Below are 19,015 nucleotides of genomic sequence, written 5' to 3'. Positions count from 1 at the left end.
CTGGATGAAGGCCGCACCCTTCGCGTACGCGCGCCCCGCGGCGTTGTCCGACGCCGTTGCCGAACTCGTCGACGCAGACGGCGGCGGCAAGGTCATCGCCGGCGGGCAATCCCTGGTTCCGGTGCTGGCCATGCGGCTGGCGCGGCCGACGACCCTGGTGGACATCAACGCGGTCACCGGGCTCGACGCGCTGCGGGCAGTGGGCGACCGGCTGGAGGTCGGCGGCACTGTCCGGCAGCGTCGAGTGGAGCGCGCGCCCGAGTCCGCGCAGGTGCCGTTGCTGCGGCTCGCGCTGCCCTGGGTGGGGCACCGCGAACTGCGCAGCCGCGGCACGATCTGCGGGAGCCTGGCGCACGCCGATCCGGCCGCCGAGCTCCCGGCGGTCGCCTGCTGCCTGGACGCGGAGCTGACCCTGGCGGGCCCCGAGGGCGAACGCGCCGTTCGAGCCCGCGGGTTCTTCGACGGGGCGATGACGACCGCACTGCGCGCGGAGGACGTCCTGGCCGCGGTCTCCTTCCCGGCGGCCGGGCCGGGGGAGGGCTTCGGCTTCGCCGAGATCGCGCGCAGGCACGGTGACTTCGCGCTGGCCGGAGTAGCAACGCACGTCCGCGTCGATGACGGCGGCGGCGTGTCCGCCGCGACGATGACGGCTTTCGGAGTTTCCGACCGGCCCGTCACCCGTGACCTGACCGGCCTCGTCCGCACGGCCGGTGGCGACCAGTCCGAGCTGGCCGGTGCGCTCGACGACGTGGTGCGCGAGGTCGTCGACACCGACGGCGACGCGCACGCGTCGAACGGCTACCGCCGGCGCCTCCTGCGCGCGCTGGCGGCCCGCGAAACGGCCAAGGCATACCGCCGTGCGGTGCGCGGCACAGCGGAGGTGGAAGCATGACGAGCGCACGAGAACCCGTGCAGGAAGGCCTTCGACCGGTCCGCGCCGAAGCCGGCGAAACCGTCGAAGTGCGGTTCACGGTCAACGGCACACCCGCGGTGCTGAACCTCCCCGCCCGCGTCACGCTGGCGGACGCGCTGCGCGACCACCTGGGACTGACCGGAACCCACGTCGGCTGCGAGCACGGGGTCTGCGGGATGTGCACCGTGCTGGTCGACGGCGAAGCAGTCCGCGCCTGCCTGCTGTTCGCCTGCCAGCTCGACGGCTCCGAGGTCGTCACCGTCGAAGGGCTCGGGCGTCCGGACGACCTGCACCCGCTGCAGGAGTCCTTCGGGCGGAACCACGCCCTGCAATGCGGTTTCTGCACCCCGGGTTTCCTGCTCAGCTCCTACGACCTGCTCAGCAACGAACCCGAGGTCACCGACGAGGAGCTCCCCGCGGAGCTGTCCGGCGTAATCTGCCGCTGCACCGGCTACCGGAACATCATGACCGCCGTCTCCGAAACCCGCGCCGCGCACCCGGAGGGAATCCCCGAGCCGGGCAACTGCGCCCGGCGGGCGCTGGTCGGCCGCTCCGGCGGCCAGTCGGCCACGGTCACCGAGGAGAACGCAGAACCGTCGGGCGAACCTGCCGGGAACGTGGAGATCGTGCTCCCCGAGGGAGATCCGACGATCGCGGTGCAGGTGGACACCGCCTTGGAGCTGCCGTTCGATCAGGTGTGGCGGGTGCTCGACGACGTGCACGTGCTGGCGGGATGCCTTCCCGGCGCGGAGCTCACCGAGGAACTCGGCGACCAGCTCTACGCCGGACGCGCGCGAGTCGCGGTCGGACCCATCAAGCTCTCGTTCCACGGGGTCGCCCGGGTACTCGAACAGGACCGGGAAACCGGGACGATCCGCGTGCTCGCGCAGGGGCAGGACACCGGAGGGGCGCAAACCCAGGCCGACATCACGCTGCGGGCGCATGCGACCGCAGCGGGAACGGAACTCCGCGCCGACGCGGCCGTGTACCTGACCGGCCGCATCGCCCAGTTCGGCCGAGCGCTGGCAGGCGACATCAGCCGACGCATGTTCGAGCAGTTCGCCGACTCGGTCCGCCAGGCCGCCACCACCGGAGAAGCACCGCAGCGGTCCCACGCCGCGCCGAGCGCGCTGCGCATGATGCTCGGCACCCTGCTGGACCGGATCAAGCGAATCGGCCGTCTTCGCGGGAAGTGAGCCGAGGCGGGCGGTTGGCTCGAATTCCACGCTGTGGCAACGCGATCGGCTGCATGAGACCGCGGCTCGGCCGTGTCGTCCGAACGTCTGACAAGTATTCGGCGGAGGGCCCGGACGTCGGCGAGCACGCGCCGCGTAACGGTTCGGTCAACTCTCCCGCCTTGGGTTTTCGGCGCCCATGGACGAATGGTCTAGTTATTGGGCCAAACGCTCCTGAAGGAGGTTCGCCGATGAGCGTCCAGGGCGAATACCGGCTGAGCAGCACCCTCGGCCCGCGCGCCGTGACCTTCATGCCGATCGGCTTCCTGGTCGGTAACGGAGTCGGTCTGCCCGTGATGCGGTTGCGCCGCTCGCCGGCCCGGTGGGCCTCGCCGTAGCCGCCCAACTGATCGCCAGCAACCTCCCGTTGGTCGTCGAAGACGTCGGCGCCGCGGGCAAGCCACCTGGGGACGTGGGCTACGTGCTGCTCGCGATCGTCGTCCTGGCGCCGGGTCTCGGCGCGGTGCAGGCGCTGTTGGTCAAAGCTCGCGATCCCGCGGATTTCGCCCTGAGCGCACAGGAACTCGACCACGAACGACACCGGGAGTTCGATCCGATGAATCCGACTCGGTACGCGACTGCCGCCGCGGCGAGCCCGCTGATCGGGCTGACCGGTCGCCGGAAGAGCGCGGCGATCATGACGGCTCCGCGGGGATTCTCCGACGCGCCCATCGACGTCTACTTCGCCGAATTCGCCACGTCGGTACAGGGCGCAGGCGCGCTCGCGGTGCACCTGCCTCTCGACGGCGACGCGCGGGCGCTCGTGGCGCGACTCGACGGGCTCGTTCTGGTCGGCGGGGACGACGTCGACCCGCGCCGGTACGGCCAGGCGCCCGGTCCTTTCACGACGGTCGTGGATCCGGCCTGCGACCAGTTCGAGACCGACCTCGTCACCGCGGCACTGGAGCGGGACATCCCCATCCTCGGCGTTTGCCGGGGCCAGCAGATTCTCAACGTGGTGCTCGGGGGCACGCTGCAGCAGCATCTCGAGCTCGGGGAAGGCGAGTCGCACGGCTCCTACGCCTATCCGCGTGCGCACCGGGTCCACGACGTGGAGTTCACCGAGGGCAGCACGCACGCGGCCGTCTACGGCACGCGCACCAGAGTCAACTCCTTCCACCACCAGGCGGTCGACCGTCCCGGCGACGGGGTGACCGTCGTCGGCCGTGCCCCGGACGGCACCGCCGAGGCCATCGAGATCGCGGGCACGTCCGCGATCGGAGTGCAGTGGCATCCCGAGACCTTCGGCAACGACCCGATTTTCACCTGGCTCGCCCGCACCGCGTCCGCCAAGGCCGGGCTCACCCGCAACGACAACGCACAGGAGGTCGCACGATGAGCGAACGACATGCCGGCCGATCGGTCTTCATCACCGGCGCAGGCGGCGGTATCGGCCGGGAGACCGCGCTGCGCCTGGCGGGCGAGGGCGCGAGGATCATGGCGACCGACGTCAACGGCGACGCTGCCCGGAAAACCGCGGAACTCGTCGAGGCCGATGGCGGTACCGCGCTGTCCGCCGCCGTCGACGTGCGTGAGCGCTCCGGCATCCGGGCCGCCGCCGAGGCCGCGGCCGCGGCGTGGGGATCGCTCGACCTGCTCGTCAACAATGCGGGCCTGGTGACTCCGCACTCGCTGTCCGACCTCACCGACGACGCCTGGGACCTCGTGCTCGACGTCAACCTCAAGGGCCAGTTCCTGGTCGCGCAGGAGGTGGCCCCGCACCTCGATGCCGCCGGCGGCGGCGCGATCGTCAACCTCTCCACCGTCGAGGCGTCCGTGGTCGTGACCAGCGGCAGCACCGCGCAGCCGCATTACAACGCGAGCAAGGGCGGCGTACCCGCACTCACCAAGGCGCTCGCCGTCGAACTCGCCCCCAAGAACATCCGCGTCAACTGCGTCGCGCCGGGACCCATCGCGACGGACTTCTTCTCCTACGAGGACGTCACGAGCCCCGAGGCCATGGAGTTCCTGGGACAGCGCCTGCTCGTGCGCCGGGTCGGAACGCCGGCCGACGTGGCTTCGGCGATCTCGTGGCTGCTCTCGGACGAGGCGGCCTGGATCGACGGCATCGAATTGCCGGTGGACGGCGGGTGGTTGACGCGATGACCCCTCTCCTTGACCCGCTCCAGCTCGAAGGAGCGGGCATCCACACGGTGATCGTCGCGACCCCGGACCTGCAGGGCCGCCTGGTGGGACGGCGGGTTCCCGCGGAGCGCTTCCCCGGCATCCTGGAGTGCGGCGTCGAGATCTGCACCTGCGCGTGGGCCTGGGACGTCGAGCAGTCCTTCGACCTCATCGGCGCGGGCGTCCTCGCCGTCTGCAGCATGCACAACGGCGCACCCGACGTGGCGCTCATCCCCGACGTCGGCACGCTGCGCCGAGCCGCGTGGCTGCAGGGAGTCGCCATCTGCATGGCCGACCCCGTGTGGCCCACGACCGGCGAACCGCTCGACATCTCGCCGCGCGTGCTGCTCAAGAAGGAGCTCGCCAGGTACCGGGACATGGGCTACTCGCCGCAGGCCGGTACCGAGCTGGAGTTCTACCTGTTCGCGAACAACCCTCGTGCGCTGCGCAAGAGCGACTTTCGGGACGACCTGGACCCCACGACCCTCACGCCGAGCGACTTCATGATCCACGAGGGCAACGGCTACGAGCCCTTCTTCCAGAAGTTGCGTCGCGACCTGCGGGACAGCGGTATCGAGGTGGAGGCGGGGCAGTCCGAATGGGGAACCGGGCAGTGGGAGATGACCTTCGCCTACGGCGACCCGCTCGAGATGGCCGACCGGCACGCGCTCTACAAGCTCGCCGTGCGCGACAGCGCGGTGGCAGCGGGCATGTCGGTGACGTTCATGGCGCGCCCGCTCAACGACCAGCCCGGCTCGTCCTGCCACGTGCACCTTTCGCTGCTCGACGACGCGGGTGGGTCGGTCTTCTGGAACGCCGACGCCGAGCACCGCATGAGCGACACGCTGCGTTCGGCCGTCGCCGGGATGCTCGAGCACACCCCCGCGTTCATGGCCTGGTACGCGCCGACCGTCAACTCCTACCGGCGCACCAACTCACAGGAGATCGCGGGGTACGGCCGGACATGGGCGGTGCAGAACCGGTCGGTCTCAGCGCGGATCGTCGGGCACACGTCGTCCGCCCTGCGTGTGGAATACCGGATACCCGGCGCAGACACCAATCCCTATCTGACCCTGGGCGGCGTGCTCGCCTCCGCCCGCGACGGCATCGCACGTTCGGCGACACCGCCCGCGATGACGGTGGGCAACGCCTACGACGGGGAGATCGACGCGGCCATGCCCACGCAGCTCGCCGAGGCAGCCGAGATGTTCGCGACGTCCGATTTCGTCCGCCGGCTCATCGGTGAAGAGAACACATCGCACTTCCGCCACCTCGCCGAGTTGGAGTGGCGCGTCTACCAATCCACGGTGACGCAATGGGACCTGCAGCGCTATTTCGATCGGATCTGACGAGCATGACCTTTCCCTCCCCGTGCACCTGGATCGACGGCCGCGCCGAGCAGAGCCGCACCGACGACGGAGCATCGCTGCGCGACCCGAACACCGGCGCCGAACTCGCACCGAGTCGCTCGTCGTCGAGCGAGCAGATCGACCGGGCCGTCGGCGCCACGGCCGGTGCACATGCCGACGGGCGCTGGTCCTCGCTCGGCGCCGAGAGGCGCGCACCGTTCCTGCGGGCCCTCGCCGACGGTCTGGACGCCCGTGCCGACGAGATCGCCCGCCTCGACGCGATCAACTCGGGCGTGCCGATCTCGGTGACCCGGCTGTTCGCGTCCAGCAACGGCGACACCGTGCGCTCCGCCGCGGACCGGGCGCTCGCGCTCGGCGACGCCGCGGCCCTGCCCGCGGACGGCAGGGACGTGCGCATCCACCGCGTGCCGTGGGGCCCCGCCGCCCTCCTGATGCCCTGGAACGCACCCTCGGCGATGGCCGTCAAGAAGCTCGGTTTCGCACTCGCGGCCGGCGCGAGCGCCGTCATGAAACCGTCACCGGCCTCGCCGTGGAGCGCGCTGCTCGTCGCGGAAGCGGCCGCCGAAGCGGGCATTCCCGACGGCGTCGTGAACCTGGTGCTCGGCGGTGCGGAGGCGGGATCCCGGCTCGTCGAGGACGAGCGGATCGCCGCGATCTCGATGACCGGCTCCACTCCGACCGGCCGCGCCATCGCGGCCGCCGCCGCACCCCGCTTCGCCAAGCTTCGCCTCGAGCTCGGCTCGAACAACCCGGCGATCGTGTTGCCGGACGCCGATGTCGAGGTCACCGCAAAGGCGCTCGCGGGCGGCGCCATGAAGCTCTCCGGCCAATGGTGCGAGGCACCGCGACGGGTCCTCGCGTCGCGCGCGGTGCGTGACAGGCTCGTCGAGGGGCTGCGCGCGGAACTCGCCACGCTGCGGATCGGTTCCAGCCTCGACGACACGACGACGCTCGGGCCCGTCGCCTTCGAGGGGCGGCGGCAGCAGCTGACCGCGCAGCGCGATGTCCTCGCCGCCCGCGGCGCCACGATCGTCGAGACAGGTCTGACGCCCGACGAAGGCTTCTTCTTTCCCCCGACGCTCGCCGTCGGTGAAGCCGTCGAGCCGGACTCGGAGATCTTCGGCCCACTACTCACGATCGAGGCCTTCGACGAAGCCGAGGATGCGGTGCGCCGCGCGAATTCCGGCCAGGTGGGACTCGCCGGATACGTCTTCTCCGAGGACATCGACGAGGCAGGTGCGCTCGGTGCCCGGCTCGTCGCCGGAGAGGTGAAGGTCAACGGGACGAGCGTGCTGGACATGTCGCCGCACTCGGCGCAGAGCTTCTTCGGCAGCTCCGGTATCGGGGGGCACGGGGACGCTGAACTGCTAGAGTTCTTCCTCGGCAAGAGGATCGTGGGAACCGACGCGCCCGGTCTTCCCCTCTGAGTCCGAGCGGGGTGCGAGCGTGACGAGCAAGCGGGCCGGTGACGTCTCAGCCGCCTCGGGGAGCCCGGCCGACTCGGCAGCGCAGGCCATCCCGGACACCTCGGCTGCAGCCACGTCGCCGCGGGCCATTTCCGGCTACCAGGCCATCGTCGATCATCTCCGGCGGGAGATGACGCTGGGACGTATCCGGCCCGGGGACCGTCTTCCCCCGGAGCGGCAGCTGGCCGAACAGCTCGGGGTCGCACGGGACACGCTGCGCCAGGCGCTGCGGATCCTGGAGGGCAGTGGGCAGATCGCCATCCGCCGCGGTGCCCGCGGTGGAGCGTTCGTGCAGGCCTCGATGGTCGAGGCGTGGCGGATCCGCCAGGACGTTCGCGAACGGGCGGGTGCCATCGTGGCGCTCGTCGAGTTCCGCGCCGTGATCGACAGCGCCGCGGCACGCTTCGCCGCCGAACGGCGCAGCGACGAGGACCTCGCCGCGATGGAACAGGCGCAGGCCGAGCTCGAAGCGTCCGAGGCGCTGCACGACTCCCGCAATGCGGACACGGCGTTCCACCTCGCGGTCGCGCGTGCTTCCGGGAACCACGAGCTCGCGGTCGCCGTCGAAGACGCCAGGGTCAAGATGTTCGCGCCGGTCGACCTCCTGGGTTTCCAGTTCCTCAAAGGGTCCTGCGTGCAGGGGCATGCGCTGGTGCTCGCCGCCGTCCGGGATCGAGACCCGGACCGAGCGGCGGTAGAGATGACCCGGCATCTCGCCGCGACCAGGGAGGAGTTCGAACTGCTCCTCACCGAGGAATTGTGACTAGCGGTGCGTATCGCAGTTCTTCGGATGGTTGCCGTGGCGCAGCAACATCAAGATCATCTCAGGTCGGCCGGCGTGTTGGGGGCTGTTGGTCGCGCACGTGCGTGGACGTTCGGCAGCGGGTGCCGATAGGTTGTCGATCAAGGAACTTTCCGGTGCGAGCCGGCCGGAAGTTCGCCCGCGCGACCCCGAACTCGGAGGATCGATGACCTCGGAAAGCCATCCCACCCCGCCGCCGACCGCCCAGATCAGCCGCCTGATGGCCGGTTTCCAGGTGTCGCAGGCGCTGTACGCGGTGGCGAAGCTGGATGTGCCGACCATGCTGGCGAACGACGGCCCGCTGCCGGTGAACGTGCTCGCCGAGCGCGCCGGAGCCGATCCGGGCGCGCTGCACCGGCTGATCCGATCCTTGACCCCGCTGGGCGTGTTCAGCAGCGAGGGGGACCGGGTCCGCGTCACGGAGCTGGGCGCGATCCTTTCCCGCGAGCACCCCTCGTCGATGTACAACGCGATCTGCTACTGGATGGAGACGCACTACCTCCCGTTCAGCGAGTTGCTCACCGCCGCGCGCACCGGCCGACCGGCAGCCGACGTCCACCTCGGCGAACCGTTCTTCGACTGGATCGCGGCCGATTCCGACCGCGCCGAGCTGCAGAACCGGGCGATGACGGAGTTCAGCTCGAGCCTGCGGACGGGCATGTTCGACGGCTACGTCCTGCCCGAGGGCAAGGTCGTCGCCGACATCGGCGGTGCCAGCGGCAACGTCCTGGCCGAGCTGCTGGGGGCGGACCCGGACCGGCTCGGGATCGTCTTCGACCTTCCGGCGATCGTGTCCGGCGCGCGGGACAGCCTGGCCCGCAACGGGTTGGCGGACCGGGTCGAGGTCGTCGCCGGCGACTTCTTCGAATCGGTTCCGACCGCCGATGTCTACGTGCTGTCCTACATCCTGCACGACTGGGACGACGAGTCGAGCCTGCGCATCCTCGGTTCGATCGCCGCGGCGGCCGATTCCGGGGCGCGGGTGCTGCTGCTCGAAGGCGTCGTTCCCGCGGACGACCTCCCGCACCTGAGCAAGATGATGGACCTGACCATGCTCGGGATGCTGACCGGTCAGGAGCGCAGCGCCGAGGAATACCGGGTGCTGCTCGACCGGGCCGGTTTCACCCTGGACCGCATCGTGGAAACCCCGACGCCGTACTCCATCGTCGAAGCCACGCTGCGCTGACGATCACCCGGCACCACGACCGCTGCGCCGCCTGGGGAGAACCAGGCGGCGCGGCGACGTCCGGGCGGCGATTTCGGGCTGGTGAGCGCCACCAGCACCAAGCCGGGATCTTCAGGCGCTGGCCCGCTGGATGTCACCGGGCAGCAGTCATGAATCGTCACGGGGGCAGGGTGCGGTCGGAATTATGGCGCGCCGACCCAGTTCCATTCTCCGGACTCGACCATGGACAGATACTTCGGGATCGGAAGCGCTGTCGGTGGCAGGTGTGCGGGAGTGCCGTCCTTGGGGACGATGATATTCCGCACCATCGGCAACTGGGTCGGATCATCCGTGTTATTGTCGGCCAGGTCGAATGCCACGATGCAAGCGTTGGGGACCTCGCCGATTCCCTCAATGACGATCGTGGCCCCAACCGCATCGTCGCCGTAAACCTCCGCCAAAACTTGTTCCGCGGCGCGGTTGGCGTCTTCTTTCGAAACCATTCCAGCTGCACTCCTCAACCTGTCGCGCACCTACCGGTACGGCATGTATCCAATGCGGTCGACGTGTTGTTCCAGCTCCGCGAGAGCACCCGTTTGGCCATCGAGGAACTCCACCCCGTGCGGGCCGTGGGGGACGTTAAACACGTGGGCCGTGGGCTTTATGAACAAGGCCGGGTTGCCCGGACGATTGATGTAGACCACTCCACGTGATCCTGCACCGCGGGCGTGCATGTCCTTGGTGATGTCATCGTAGCTGGCCACGTCCTGGAACCTGGCATTGGGATTGCCCAGTGCGGCCGGATCCGGCCACCGCGGATTGTGCAACGGTGTGGTCGAGACCTCGACCCCGTTCAACCGATGTTCAACCGTGGCCACATTGTTCGAGCAGTTCTCCACGTAGCCAGGCGTGCTCGCGTTGAACCGAGGAGCATTGATGGCCTTTTCGCCGCTCATCCACGAGTGCTGATCCCGGAGGAACCATCTCCCCATGGCCGGATTCGCAGAGCCGGCGTGGATTGCCGGTTCGGAAATGTGTGACGTGGGGCGTGCAAGAAAACGCCAGTCCTTGGCCATGCTGAAGGCAGCTTTGCCGAGTTTCGCCAACTTGCCTATGGGAATGACCGTCAACGCGGTGTCGACCAAAATTGAGGTGAGGCTGCCTTCGCCGGTGGCGGCGTAGATGCCGGCGTCGATGGCCAGCGCGACGCCGCCGGTGATCCCGGCGGCCACTAGGAACGCTCCTCCGACGGCATTGCCGACCACCGGGATGGCCTGCAAGGCAAGGCCAACGACCGCGAGTCCCGCGGAGACGATCTTCAGGGCCTCGGAGATGTTTTTGAGAACATCTTTGTTCTCCCGGATGAAATCCCGTCCCTGGCCGATCAGATCCAACGTGCCCGGGGGTTCCTGGAACCGCATTCCTTTGGCCTCTTCGATGCGGTTCGCGCATTCCTGAGCGGCGGCGCTCATCTCGGTACGCAGCCCATTGCCCGCGACCAGGGCACCGCGCGGAGCTCGACGGCCAGTTCTTCATCGGCGCTTTCGTCGTCATGATCCCGGTCGGGATCCTGGCCTCGGCGCGGCGGGAATACAACTGGTCCACAGCGCGTCGTTGGTGGTGCGGGCTGGTGAGCAGGTCGGTGGCGTGGTGCGTTGTGGCCGTAGTACGTGCTGTTTCAGAGCCCTCTTGCGAATCCGGGTGGAACTAGGAGGTCGGACCGGCCGAGTTCGTGCACCGAGCGGTGTCCGAGCCCGAGCAGGGCGGAGTCGATCCCGCCGCGCAGGATGTCGAGGACGTTCTCGACACCCGCTTGCCCGTTGGCCGCCAGGCCCCAGAGGTAGGCGCGACCGATCATGACCGCCCGGGCGCCGAGTGCGAGCGCTTTGACGACATCGCTACCGCGCCGCACTCCGCCGTCGAGCAGCACTTCTACTTGATCGCCCACTGCGTCGGTGATCGCGGGTAGTGCGCGAATGCTCGCCGGTGTGCCGTCGAGGTTGTTGCCGCCGTGGTTGGACACGGAGATCGAGGTGACCCCTGCGTCCACGGCGCGCTTGGCATCATCGACCCGGCAGATGCCTTTGAGCATGAAGGGCCCGTCCCACTGCTTGCGCATCCAGGTGATGTCCTCCCAGCTCGGCGGCGGGGTGAACATCCAGGTGCCGTAGGCGCCGAAGAAGGTCGGCGCCGCATCGTCACCTTGCTGCATGTTCGGAACAGTCAGGTCGGGGATCTGGCGTCGCTTGGCGAACTCGGCGAACCAGCCGGGGTGCGTCAGCGCCTGCGGGGCGTACTTGAGCTTGGTGCGCAGGTTCATCCTCTCCGGGATCGCGGGGCTGCCCCAGTCCCGGCCGTGCGAGAAGGACCAGTCGGTGGTGGCGATCAGGCCGATCGCGCCGGCCTCGCGCGCACGCTGCATCCGCCGTTCGATGTCGTCGCGGCTGCCCACCCAATAGGTCTGGAAGAAGGTTTGCGGGTTGGCCCGGACGACTTCTTCGACGGGTTTGCTCGCGAATCCGCTCAGCCCCATGGCTGTACCGCGGGCGGCAGCGGCGCGCGCGACGGCCACTTCACCGTCCGGATGCACGGCTTGCACACCGGTGGGGGAGATGAGCACGGGCAACGAGAGCGACTGGCCCATCACCGTGGTGCCGAGGTCTCGTTGCCCGTAGAGATCCGCCGCGTGCGGCGCGAAACCCAGCTCCGTGAACGCCGCCTGGTTGTCTTCGAGCGTGCTGCCCTGCTCGGCACCGGCGATCAAGGCGCTGTAGACCGATGCCGGGAGGCGTTTTCGCGCGCGGCGCTGTGCTTCGGCGACCGTTTCGAACCAGCCTCTACCCATGGGCACTTCCTCTTTCACATCGGCGAACGGGGCGGGGCAGTCAGCGGGGCCGCTCAGGACGAGCCCGCGAGCGGGCTCTGGTCGCAGGCGCGGTCCGGACGCTGGCGCAGCCCGGGGAGTCCGAGCATCACCTGTTGTCGCTTGGCACTGGGTTTGGAGTGGTCCTGCGCCGGACGTGGTGCCTGTTGCGCGTCGACCCGGGCCAGCGCGGCCTCACCGTGGCCCTTGACGCACTCGGGATCGGGGCCGTCGAGGGGCAGGCCGGTGAAGAACTTCGCGGCCATGCAGCCACCTTGGCAGGCGTCGTAGGCGGAGCACGAGACGCACGCTCCGCCGGTCTGCGGACGTCGCAGGTCGTTGAGGAGCTCTGAATCCCGCCACACCGGCCCGAACCCCGCCTCGCGGATGTTGCCCGCGTGGAAAGCGTCGTGAATGGCGAACGGGCAGGCGTAGACGTCTCCGACCGGATCGATCAGGCACACGACCCGGCCCGCCCCGCACAGGTTCAGTCCGGGCAGCGGGTCCGATCCGAGGGCGTTGAGGTGGAAGAACGAGTCACCGGTGAGTACGTCCTCGCCGTGCGCCACCAACCAGTCGTAGAGCCGGCGCTGTTGCGCGGCGGTGGGGTGCAGTTCGTCCCACACGTCCGCGCCGCGTCCCGACGGGCGCAGGCGGGTGATGCGCAGCTGGGCGTCGAAGTGGTCGGCGATGCGCTTGAACTCGTCGAGCTGGCCGACGTTCTGGCTGGTCATCACCACCGAGATCTTGAAGCCCCGCATCCCGGCGGCTGCGAGGTTCTCCATCGCCCGCATCGCGGTGGTGTAGGAGCCCGGGCCGCGTACGGCGTCGTTGACTTCGGGCGTGGCGCCGTCCAGTGATATCTGCACGTCCACGTAGTCGGCCTCGGCCAGCCAGCGTGCCCGCTCCTGGGTGATGCGGTAGCCGTTGGTGGAGAACTTGATACCGACGTGATGGTCGACCGCGTACTCGACGAGTTCCCAGAAGTCCGGGCGCACGGTGGGTTCCCCACCGCCGATGTTGACGTAGAAGACCTGCATCCGCTCCAGCTCGTCGATCACGGACTTGATCTCGTCGGTGCCCAGCTCGTCCGGATCGCGGCGACCGGATGAGGACAGGCAGTGCGCGCAGGACAGGTTGCAGGCGTAGGTCCACTCCCAGGTCAGGCAGATCGGTGACGCCAACCCGGACTTGAACTGCTCGACGAGCGGCAGTACCTGCGAGGTGCCGCCGGTGCTGGTTTTCAGAGGTGCGTGCATAGCTGACCTTTCGACTGCGGTGGGGCGCGCTCAAGCGGGCACGATCATGCGCGCACCGGCCAATCCGGCCAGGGCGCGCAGGTAGCTCGCTCGCTCGGCGCCAGGCAGGTGGCTCACCGCGGATCGTGCGGAAGGATGCTGGTGCAGGTTCGTCACGAGCTCCACCAGCTGCGGTGTCTTCAGGAACGACAGCTTGCGGGTGCCGAAGTGGTACGCGAGCGCGCCGAAATGCTCCGCGCGGAGCGCTACGTCGGCACTGAGCCGGTAGGCGCGGTCCGGGTGGAACTCCGAGGAATCCTCCGGGACCGGAACCCCGGAGGAGCGGTCCTCAGTAGACACCGCACATCCCGTCGATCGAGACTTCCTCGACCAGCATGTCGTCCTCGACGACGTCCTCGGCGGGCGGTTGCTCGGAACTGTTCTGCTCATTCATCGGAAAATTCCTCCTGGTCGTGCTCTTCGCAGCGCGCAGCGGGGGTGGAAAACGGAACAGGTGCTGAATCTAGTCGGCGCCGCGCAGCACGGTCGCCGTGCGAGCGGGCACGGATTTCCTGTCCGGTTGGTCAGGGTCGCAACCTGTCCCACTCGATACCAGAGGTGGATGGTCGCCGTCCGAGACGTGCGGTGCGGCTCGTTTCCTGCGGAGTGGACAACGATTTCCTGCCCACGTAGGCAGGATCCGTCTGGCCCGATCAGTCGTTCTTGCCTCGCCGAAGCGTCGGTTCGCCGCGCGACGTCTTCCGCTCGCCGCGCTGAAAGCCCTAGCGTCAGATTTCAGTGACGCCGATCACTTGGGTAGTCCGAACCGCGTGAACGCACGGTTCGGCAAAGCGCGGCGAGAGGAGATGCGAATGCAGGTCGAAGAGCTGTTCAAGCCCTTCCCGCTCAAGGAGTTCCACCCGGTTCCCCGAGCACTTCTAGGGCCTGGGTCGCACGAGATGATCGGCCCGGAAGCGCTGAAGATCGGGATGCGTCGCCCGCTCGTGATGACCTCTGGACTTCGCGGCACCGACATCGTGCACAAGATCTTCGAGTCGCTGAAGTACCACGGGCTCGACCCCGTGCTGTACGACCAGGTGGAGTCGAATCCCAAGGACTACAACGTCATGGATTCGGTGCAGCTCTACCAGGAGAACAAGTGCGACGGCTTCGTCTCCATCGGCGGTGGGTCCTCCCACGATGCTTGCAAGGGCGCGCGGATCTCGGTGGCGCACGACGGGCGGAACGTGAATGAATTCGAAGGGTTCAACAAGAGCGAGAATTCGAAGAACCCGCCGCACATCGCGGTGTCCACCACTGCAGGGACCGGCTCGGAGACCTCGTGGGCGTACGTGATCACGGATACGACCACTGACCCGGACAACCCGCACAAGTACGTCGCCTTCGACGACCACTCGGTGAGCACGCTGGCCATCGATGATCCGGTGCTGTACTACGACCTGCCGACGCACTTCAGCGCCCAGTGCGGTTTCGACGTGCTCGCGCACGCCTCCGAGCCCTACGTCGCCCGACTCGACTTCACCCCGTCGATGGGGCAGGCGCGGCACGCTGCCGAGCTCGTCGGCCAGCACCTGCGCACCGCCACGTGGAACGGTCAGAACCTGGCCGCCCGCGAAGGGATGATGTACGCGCAGTACATCGCGGGGCAGGCCTTCAACTCCGGCGGGCTCGGCGTGGTGCACTCGATCTCGCACGCGGTCAGCGCGTTCTACGACACCCACCACGGCCTGAACAACGCGATCGCACTGCCGCGCGTGTGGGCCTGGAACCTGCCGGTGGCCTACAAGCAGTACGCCAAGCTTGCCGAGGCGCTGGGCGTGGACACCCACGGAATGACGGACGTCAAGGCCGCGGACGCCGCAGTGGACGCCGCGATCCGGCTCCTGCGCGACGTGGGCATCCCGGAGAAGCTCACCGACATCACCCAGGACACCCACGAGAAGAACCGGCTCGGCCAGGGGCCCACGAAGTTCTACCAGAAGCGCACGGCGATCAAGGGCGACAAGGAAGACGTGGATCGCGTCTCCCGGCACATCCTCGGCGACAGCTGCACGCCGGGGAACCCCAAGGAGACGACGTTCGAGACCGTTCGCCCGGTCGTCGAGCACGCCTTCAACGGGGACCTGGAAGACCTGGTGAGTTGAGGTCGAGTCCTCCTCTGGTGCCCGCCCGCCGATGCGCGGGCGGGCACCGGCCAGTCGAAACCACGTGGAAAGGCGAGTCCGTGAATCCCACGCCGAGCTACGAATTCGACTCCGTCGAGCACACGATCAGCCGGCTGGCGGAGGTGGGTTACCTGGCCGACCGGAGGTTGGCGACCACCGTGTACCTGCTGACCCGGCTGGTCAAACCGGTGCTGCTGGAAGGCCCGGCCGGCGTCGGCAAGACCGAGCTCGCCCACGCGCTGGCCGACAGCACCGGTCGCCGCGTGGTGCGGTTGCAGTGCTACGAGGGGCAGGACGAAAGCCGCGCCCTGTACGAGTGGGACTACGGCAAGCAGATGCTCTACACCCAGATGCTGCGCGAGAAGATCGGTGACATCGTCGAGAGCTCGACCGGCATCGCCGAGGCCGTCGAGCAGATCGGTTCGCACGACGACGTGTTCTTCTCGGAGCGCTTCCTCTCCTCGCGCCCCCTGCTCGAAGCGATCCGCTCCGAGGCCCCGGTGGTCCTGCTCGTCGACGAGATCGACCGCGCCGACGAGGCGCTGGAGGCCGTGCTGCTGGAGGTCTTGGCCGAAGGCCAGATCTCGATACCCGAGATCGGAACCTTCGTCGCCCGCCACGCGCCGTACGTCGTGTTGACCTCCAACAACACCCGTGATCTGTCTGCGGCGTTGAAGAGGCGTTGCCTGCACCTGTTCCTCGACTATCCCGATGCCGATCGCGAACTGCAGATCATCCAGTCCAAGGGAACCGGCCTCGGCGACGCCGTCGCCGAGCACCTGGTGCAGGTCGTGCGCGGGCTCCGGGAACTCGACTTGCGCAAGCCGCCAAGCATCTCCGAGGCCATCGACTGGGCGCGCACGCTGGCGGTCCTCGGCATTTCCGAGCTCGGCACGGCCGAACTGGACGAGACGTTGTCGGTGGTCCTCAAGTACGACAAGGATCTCGCCCGGGCCCGCGAGCAGTTGGCGGCGCTCGTCCAGGGCGAGATCCCCGAACCCGCCTCGGTGCCGGCTCAAGTGGACGCCGCAACCGAACACGCGCCGGCTGATCGAGAGGGCCGGACGGTGCGCAGCGCCAAGGACCACCCCGGCAGGCACGGCCCCGGAACGTACGGCGAACGCAGCCAACCGGCCGTCGACGGGCAGCCCGCGCGGCCGCGGGTCAGCACCGGACAAGGGGAGCGGTCGTTCACCTCCAAGTTCCGCCGCCGCGGTTGAAGGAGCGGTCATGGAGTTCACGATCTTGCGTTTCGCTCGCTCGTTGCGCGCGCGGAACGTGCGCATATCGGTCTCCGAAGTCGTCGACGCGCTGCGCGCGCTGTGCGCCCCCGGGGTGTTGGCGCAGCGGCCGGCGTTCCGGGAAGCACTCCGGAGCGCCTTGATCAAGGATCACCGCGACGACCCGGTGTTCGACGAACTCTTCCACATCGTATTCGTCGAGGCGCCTGCCGCGGCCGTGAGCGAGGGACGCGAAGGGCGATCCCAGGGCGGCGGTGAACCGCTGGAGGACTTCGTCCTCGGAGACGTCGAGCAGCGCCCACCACGGGCGGACATGGAAAGCCCGGACGCAGCGGTCGGTGATCTGTTCGACGACAACGACCTCGTCGAACGCTACAGCCCGCACCCGGAGCTCAACCCGATCAGCATGAGCTCCGATTCGGAAGACGAGCTCATGCTCTCCCAGGACGACGTGGCCAGCATCGGCAACAGCGATCACGTGCAGCTGGAGACCGACCGGATGGGCGGCACACCACCGCCCGGCCGGTTGTCCGCGGCCAACGCGCACCGCATCGACGCCGACCTCAGCGATCAGCAGCAGGACGCCCTGCTGGGATGGCTCAGCCCGCTCACCGACCCCACCAGTGCGCACGACGATGGAGACCTCGATGACGCCGAGGAGTTGCGCGCCCGGCTGTCCGGGCTGTTGAACAACCTCCCGGAAGCGCTCGAGCAACACATCGCCCGCCTGCTGGCGGCCGGGCACTCCGCTTCCGAGGTCGATGATCCGTCCTGTTCGGACCACGTCGACCAAGGTGAGCGTGACGAACTCGAGCGATCACTCGACCAACTCGCCCGCAGCCTCCGCGGTGGGCTCACCAGCCGGCGCGTGGTTTCTCCGCGAGGACGCATCGACTCGGCGCGCACGATGCGTCGCAACATGCGCTTCGACGGCGTGCCGTTCCGGCCGGTCACCGTGCGGCGTCGCGAGGACAAGCCGCGGTTGGTGGTGCTCGCCGACGTGAGCCTGTCCGTGCGAGCCACCGCTCGGTTCACGCTCCACTTGGTGCACGGCTTGCAGAACCAGTTCCGCAAGGTTCGCAGCTTCGCGTTCGTGGCCGAAATCGTCGAGGTGACCGCGCTGTTCAGCGCGCACCCGGCCGAACACGCGCTCGGGCTCATCTTCGACGGGCACACCCTCGACGTCGACGCCGACTCCGACTACGGACGCGTCTTGGCCGACTTCCGCGCTGATTTCCGCGACGCGATCGACAGCCGCACCACGGTCGTGATCCTCGGGGATGGGCGCAACAACGGGCGTCCGGCCAATCTACCCGGGTTGAACGAGATTTCCCGGCACTGCAAGGAACTCATCTGGCTGACCCCGGAACCGCGGTACTCGTGGGGCCTCGGGGGCTGCGACCTGCCGCATTACGCCGAACACTGCGACCGGGTCCAAGTGGTGCGTGACCTGACCGGGCTGCGCCGCACGGCGGAGCGCATGGCCGCGGAGGTGACCGGCCGATGAACCAGCGAGCCGGTGGGCCGCTCGACACGCTCGGCCCTTCGACCCCGGGACGTTACGACGACGGGCTGGTCGAAGTCGTGCGCGGCGGCGACCACGATGCATCCGATGCGGTAACGGTGGCCCGCACGCGGCACTTCTGTCTGCACCGCAACGGGGACCGCCTCCGGATCGGCCACCGGATCCCACCGGAGCAGCTCGACAACGACCTCGCCGGACTGCTCCGCCACGAGTTGTTCGCCCCGGGTTGGCTCAGCAGCAGCGTCGACATCTTCGAGCGCGTGTTCACCGGCGTCGTCAAGACCACTGTGGACGATCCCGGGCGAGCCTGGTCGCTGTTCTACGACAACACCCTCGAGCACATACGGCGGCTGTGGACCGCTGAACCGGGACCCCGCTGCTCCGCGATAGCGGAGATCGTTCCGGTCTACCGCCGCAGTCTGGAACTCGTGCCACCAGGGCGCGTTCTCGACGTCGGGTCCTGCTTCGGATTCCTGGCGATGCTGTTGGCCGCGCGCGCCGGTACCGAGGTGATCGCCGCGGACATCGACCAGGGAAGCATCGATCTGCTGCGACGGATGGCGCGGCAGCGCCGCACGCCCGTCGGCACCCTCGTCTGCGACGCAGCCCGAATCCCGTTGCCGGACGGCGCCGTGGACACGGTGCTCGCCGTGCACCTGCTCGAACATCTCGAACCGGTCCATGGCGCCGCGGTCCTGGCCGAGGCACTTCGCCTCGCGCGGGAACGGGTGGTCATCGCCGTCCCGTTCGAGCCGGAGCCCACTGCGGCCTACGGCCACGTACGCACGTTCGACCTACCGGCGTTGGAAGAACTCGGCCGCGGCGCCGGAGCACATTTCCGGGTGGAGGAGCACCACGGCGGCTGGTTGGTCATCGATCGCCGCTGA

At 68.6% G+C, this 19,015-nt stretch carries 19 protein-coding genes; 13 read left to right on the top strand and 6 right to left on the bottom strand.

The annotated features are described in order from the left end of the window. Positions 1-4 precede the first annotated feature (4 nt). The 9 genes from INP57_RS25165 to INP57_RS25125 all read left to right on the top strand — a co-directional run bounded on the left by INP57_RS25165 (position 5) and on the right by INP57_RS25125 (position 9,096). Positions 5-892, top strand: coding sequence for an FAD binding domain-containing protein (locus tag INP57_RS25165; RefSeq protein ID WP_200072824.1), 888 nt, complete (start codon positions 5-7; stop codon positions 890-892). Then, positions 889-2,109, top strand: a complete 1,221-nt coding sequence (locus tag INP57_RS25160; protein WP_200072823.1) for a xanthine dehydrogenase family Fe-S subunit — start codon at positions 889-891, stop codon at positions 2,107-2,109. Before INP57_RS25165 ends, INP57_RS25160 begins: the two co-directional genes overlap by 4 nt. Before the next feature lie 230 nt (positions 2,110-2,339). Further along, the gene (locus INP57_RS25155) at positions 2,340-2,486 is read left to right on the top strand and encodes a hypothetical protein (RefSeq protein WP_200072822.1); all 147 of its coding nucleotides are present in this window, start codon (positions 2,340-2,342) and stop codon (positions 2,484-2,486) included. A gap of 29 nt (positions 2,487-2,515) precedes the next feature. Beyond that, complete coding sequence (locus tag INP57_RS25150) at positions 2,516-3,487, top strand: gamma-glutamyl-gamma-aminobutyrate hydrolase family protein (RefSeq protein WP_200072821.1); 972 nt, start codon at positions 2,516-2,518, stop codon at positions 3,485-3,487. Continuing rightward, entirely contained in the window at positions 3,484-4,254 is a 771-nt protein-coding gene (locus tag INP57_RS25145) for an SDR family NAD(P)-dependent oxidoreductase (protein WP_200072820.1), read from the top strand. Before INP57_RS25150 ends, INP57_RS25145 begins: the two co-directional genes overlap by 4 nt. Further along, on the top strand, positions 4,251-5,621 hold the full coding sequence (locus INP57_RS25140) for a glutamine synthetase family protein (protein ID WP_200072819.1): 1,371 nt from the start codon (positions 4,251-4,253) through the stop codon (positions 5,619-5,621). The genes INP57_RS25145 and INP57_RS25140 overlap by 4 nt, the downstream gene beginning before the upstream one ends. Positions 5,622-5,626: 5 nt before the next feature. Then, positions 5,627-7,069, top strand: coding sequence for an aldehyde dehydrogenase family protein (locus INP57_RS25135; RefSeq protein ID WP_200072818.1), 1,443 nt, complete (start codon positions 5,627-5,629; stop codon positions 7,067-7,069). 19 nt (positions 7,070-7,088) lie between these two features. Then, a complete protein-coding gene (locus INP57_RS30440; RefSeq protein WP_200072817.1) occupies positions 7,089-7,871 on the top strand; it encodes a FadR/GntR family transcriptional regulator in 783 nt (260 codons plus the stop codon). Positions 7,872-8,076: 205 nt separating this feature from the next. Beyond that, positions 8,077-9,096 carry a methyltransferase gene (locus tag INP57_RS25125; RefSeq protein WP_200072816.1) on the top strand — a complete coding sequence of 340 codons (1,020 nt, stop codon included), beginning with the start codon at positions 8,077-8,079 and terminating at the stop codon, positions 9,094-9,096. Positions 9,097-9,278: 182 nt separating this feature from the next. Here INP57_RS25125 and INP57_RS25120 read toward each other — a convergent pair whose 3' ends face one another. The 6 genes from INP57_RS25120 to mftA form a co-directional block, all read right to left on the bottom strand. Further along, a complete protein-coding gene (locus INP57_RS25120; protein WP_200072815.1) occupies positions 9,279-9,578 on the bottom strand; it encodes a hypothetical protein in 300 nt (99 codons plus the stop codon). 30 nt (positions 9,579-9,608) lie between these two features. Beyond that, entirely contained in the window at positions 9,609-10,547 is a 939-nt protein-coding gene (locus INP57_RS25115) for a toxin glutamine deamidase domain-containing protein (RefSeq protein WP_200072814.1), read from the bottom strand. 206 nt (positions 10,548-10,753) lie between these two features. Then, entirely contained in the window at positions 10,754-11,920 is a 1,167-nt protein-coding gene (gene mftD, locus INP57_RS25110) for a pre-mycofactocin synthase MftD (protein WP_200072813.1), read from the bottom strand. Between the two features lie 53 nt (positions 11,921-11,973). After that, on the bottom strand, positions 11,974-13,152 hold the full coding sequence (gene mftC, locus INP57_RS25105) for a mycofactocin radical SAM maturase (protein WP_200072918.1): 1,179 nt from the start codon (positions 13,150-13,152) through the stop codon (positions 11,974-11,976). A 75-nt stretch (positions 13,153-13,227) separates the two neighbouring features. Then, positions 13,228-13,536, bottom strand: coding sequence for a mycofactocin biosynthesis chaperone MftB (gene mftB, locus INP57_RS25100; RefSeq protein ID WP_200072926.1), 309 nt, complete (start codon positions 13,534-13,536; stop codon positions 13,228-13,230). Beyond that, a complete protein-coding gene (mftA, locus tag INP57_RS25095) occupies positions 13,526-13,630 on the bottom strand; it encodes a mycofactocin precursor MftA (RefSeq protein ID WP_200072812.1) in 105 nt (34 codons plus the stop codon). The genes mftB and mftA overlap by 11 nt, the downstream gene beginning before the upstream one ends. Positions 13,631-14,048: 418 nt before the next feature. On the opposite strand from mftA, the gene mdo reads away from it, so the two are divergent. The 4 genes from mdo to mftM all read left to right on the top strand — a co-directional run bounded on the left by mdo (position 14,049) and on the right by mftM (position 19,015). Beyond that, complete coding sequence (gene mdo, locus INP57_RS25090) at positions 14,049-15,341, top strand: NDMA-dependent methanol dehydrogenase (RefSeq protein WP_200072811.1); 1,293 nt, start codon at positions 14,049-14,051, stop codon at positions 15,339-15,341. 80 nt (positions 15,342-15,421) lie between these two features. Then, complete coding sequence (locus INP57_RS25085; protein WP_200072810.1) at positions 15,422-16,582, top strand: AAA family ATPase; 1,161 nt, start codon at positions 15,422-15,424, stop codon at positions 16,580-16,582. Positions 16,583-16,592: 10 nt separating this feature from the next. Further along, a complete protein-coding gene (locus INP57_RS25080; protein ID WP_200072809.1) occupies positions 16,593-18,110 on the top strand; it encodes a VWA domain-containing protein in 1,518 nt (505 codons plus the stop codon). After that, positions 18,107-19,015: a mycofactocin oligosaccharide methyltransferase MftM gene (mftM, locus tag INP57_RS25075; RefSeq protein WP_200072808.1), complete on the top strand. Its 909-nt coding sequence runs from the start codon at positions 18,107-18,109 to the stop codon at positions 19,013-19,015. Before INP57_RS25080 ends, mftM begins: the two co-directional genes overlap by 4 nt.

Origin of the sequence: Saccharopolyspora galaxeae, from assembly GCF_016526145.1 — a bacterium.
Lineage (GTDB): Bacteria > Actinomycetota > Actinomycetes > Mycobacteriales > Pseudonocardiaceae > Saccharopolyspora_C > Saccharopolyspora_C galaxeae.
This window is presented reverse-complemented; position numbering and strand designations above follow the sequence as displayed.

Coding starts and splice junctions, on each gene's coding strand:
- INP57_RS25165 (WP_200072824.1), top strand. CDS start 5: ATGAAGGCCGCACCCTTCGCGTACGCGCGCCCCGCGGCGTTGTCCGAC.
- INP57_RS25160 (WP_200072823.1), top strand. CDS start 889: ATGACGAGCGCACGAGAACCCGTGCAGGAAGGCCTTCGACCGGTCCGC.
- INP57_RS25155 (WP_200072822.1), top strand. CDS start 2,340: ATGAGCGTCCAGGGCGAATACCGGCTGAGCAGCACCCTCGGCCCGCGC.
- INP57_RS25145 (WP_200072820.1), top strand. CDS start 3,484: ATGAGCGAACGACATGCCGGCCGATCGGTCTTCATCACCGGCGCAGGC.
- INP57_RS25140 (WP_200072819.1), top strand. CDS start 4,251: ATGACCCCTCTCCTTGACCCGCTCCAGCTCGAAGGAGCGGGCATCCAC.
- INP57_RS25135 (WP_200072818.1), top strand. CDS start 5,627: ATGACCTTTCCCTCCCCGTGCACCTGGATCGACGGCCGCGCCGAGCAG.
- INP57_RS25125 (WP_200072816.1), top strand. CDS start 8,077: ATGACCTCGGAAAGCCATCCCACCCCGCCGCCGACCGCCCAGATCAGC.
- INP57_RS25120 (WP_200072815.1), bottom strand. CDS start 9,578: ATGGTTTCGAAAGAAGACGCCAACCGCGCCGCGGAACAAGTTTTGGCG.
- INP57_RS25115 (WP_200072814.1), bottom strand. CDS start 10,547: ATGAGCGCCGCCGCTCAGGAATGCGCGAACCGCATCGAAGAGGCCAAA.
- mftD (WP_200072813.1), bottom strand. CDS start 11,920: ATGGGTAGAGGCTGGTTCGAAACGGTCGCCGAAGCACAGCGCCGCGCG.
- mftA (WP_200072812.1), bottom strand. CDS start 13,630: ATGAATGAGCAGAACAGTTCCGAGCAACCGCCCGCCGAGGACGTCGTC.
- mdo (WP_200072811.1), top strand. CDS start 14,049: ATGCAGGTCGAAGAGCTGTTCAAGCCCTTCCCGCTCAAGGAGTTCCAC.
- INP57_RS25080 (WP_200072809.1), top strand. CDS start 16,593: ATGGAGTTCACGATCTTGCGTTTCGCTCGCTCGTTGCGCGCGCGGAAC.
- mftM (WP_200072808.1), top strand. CDS start 18,107: ATGAACCAGCGAGCCGGTGGGCCGCTCGACACGCTCGGCCCTTCGACC.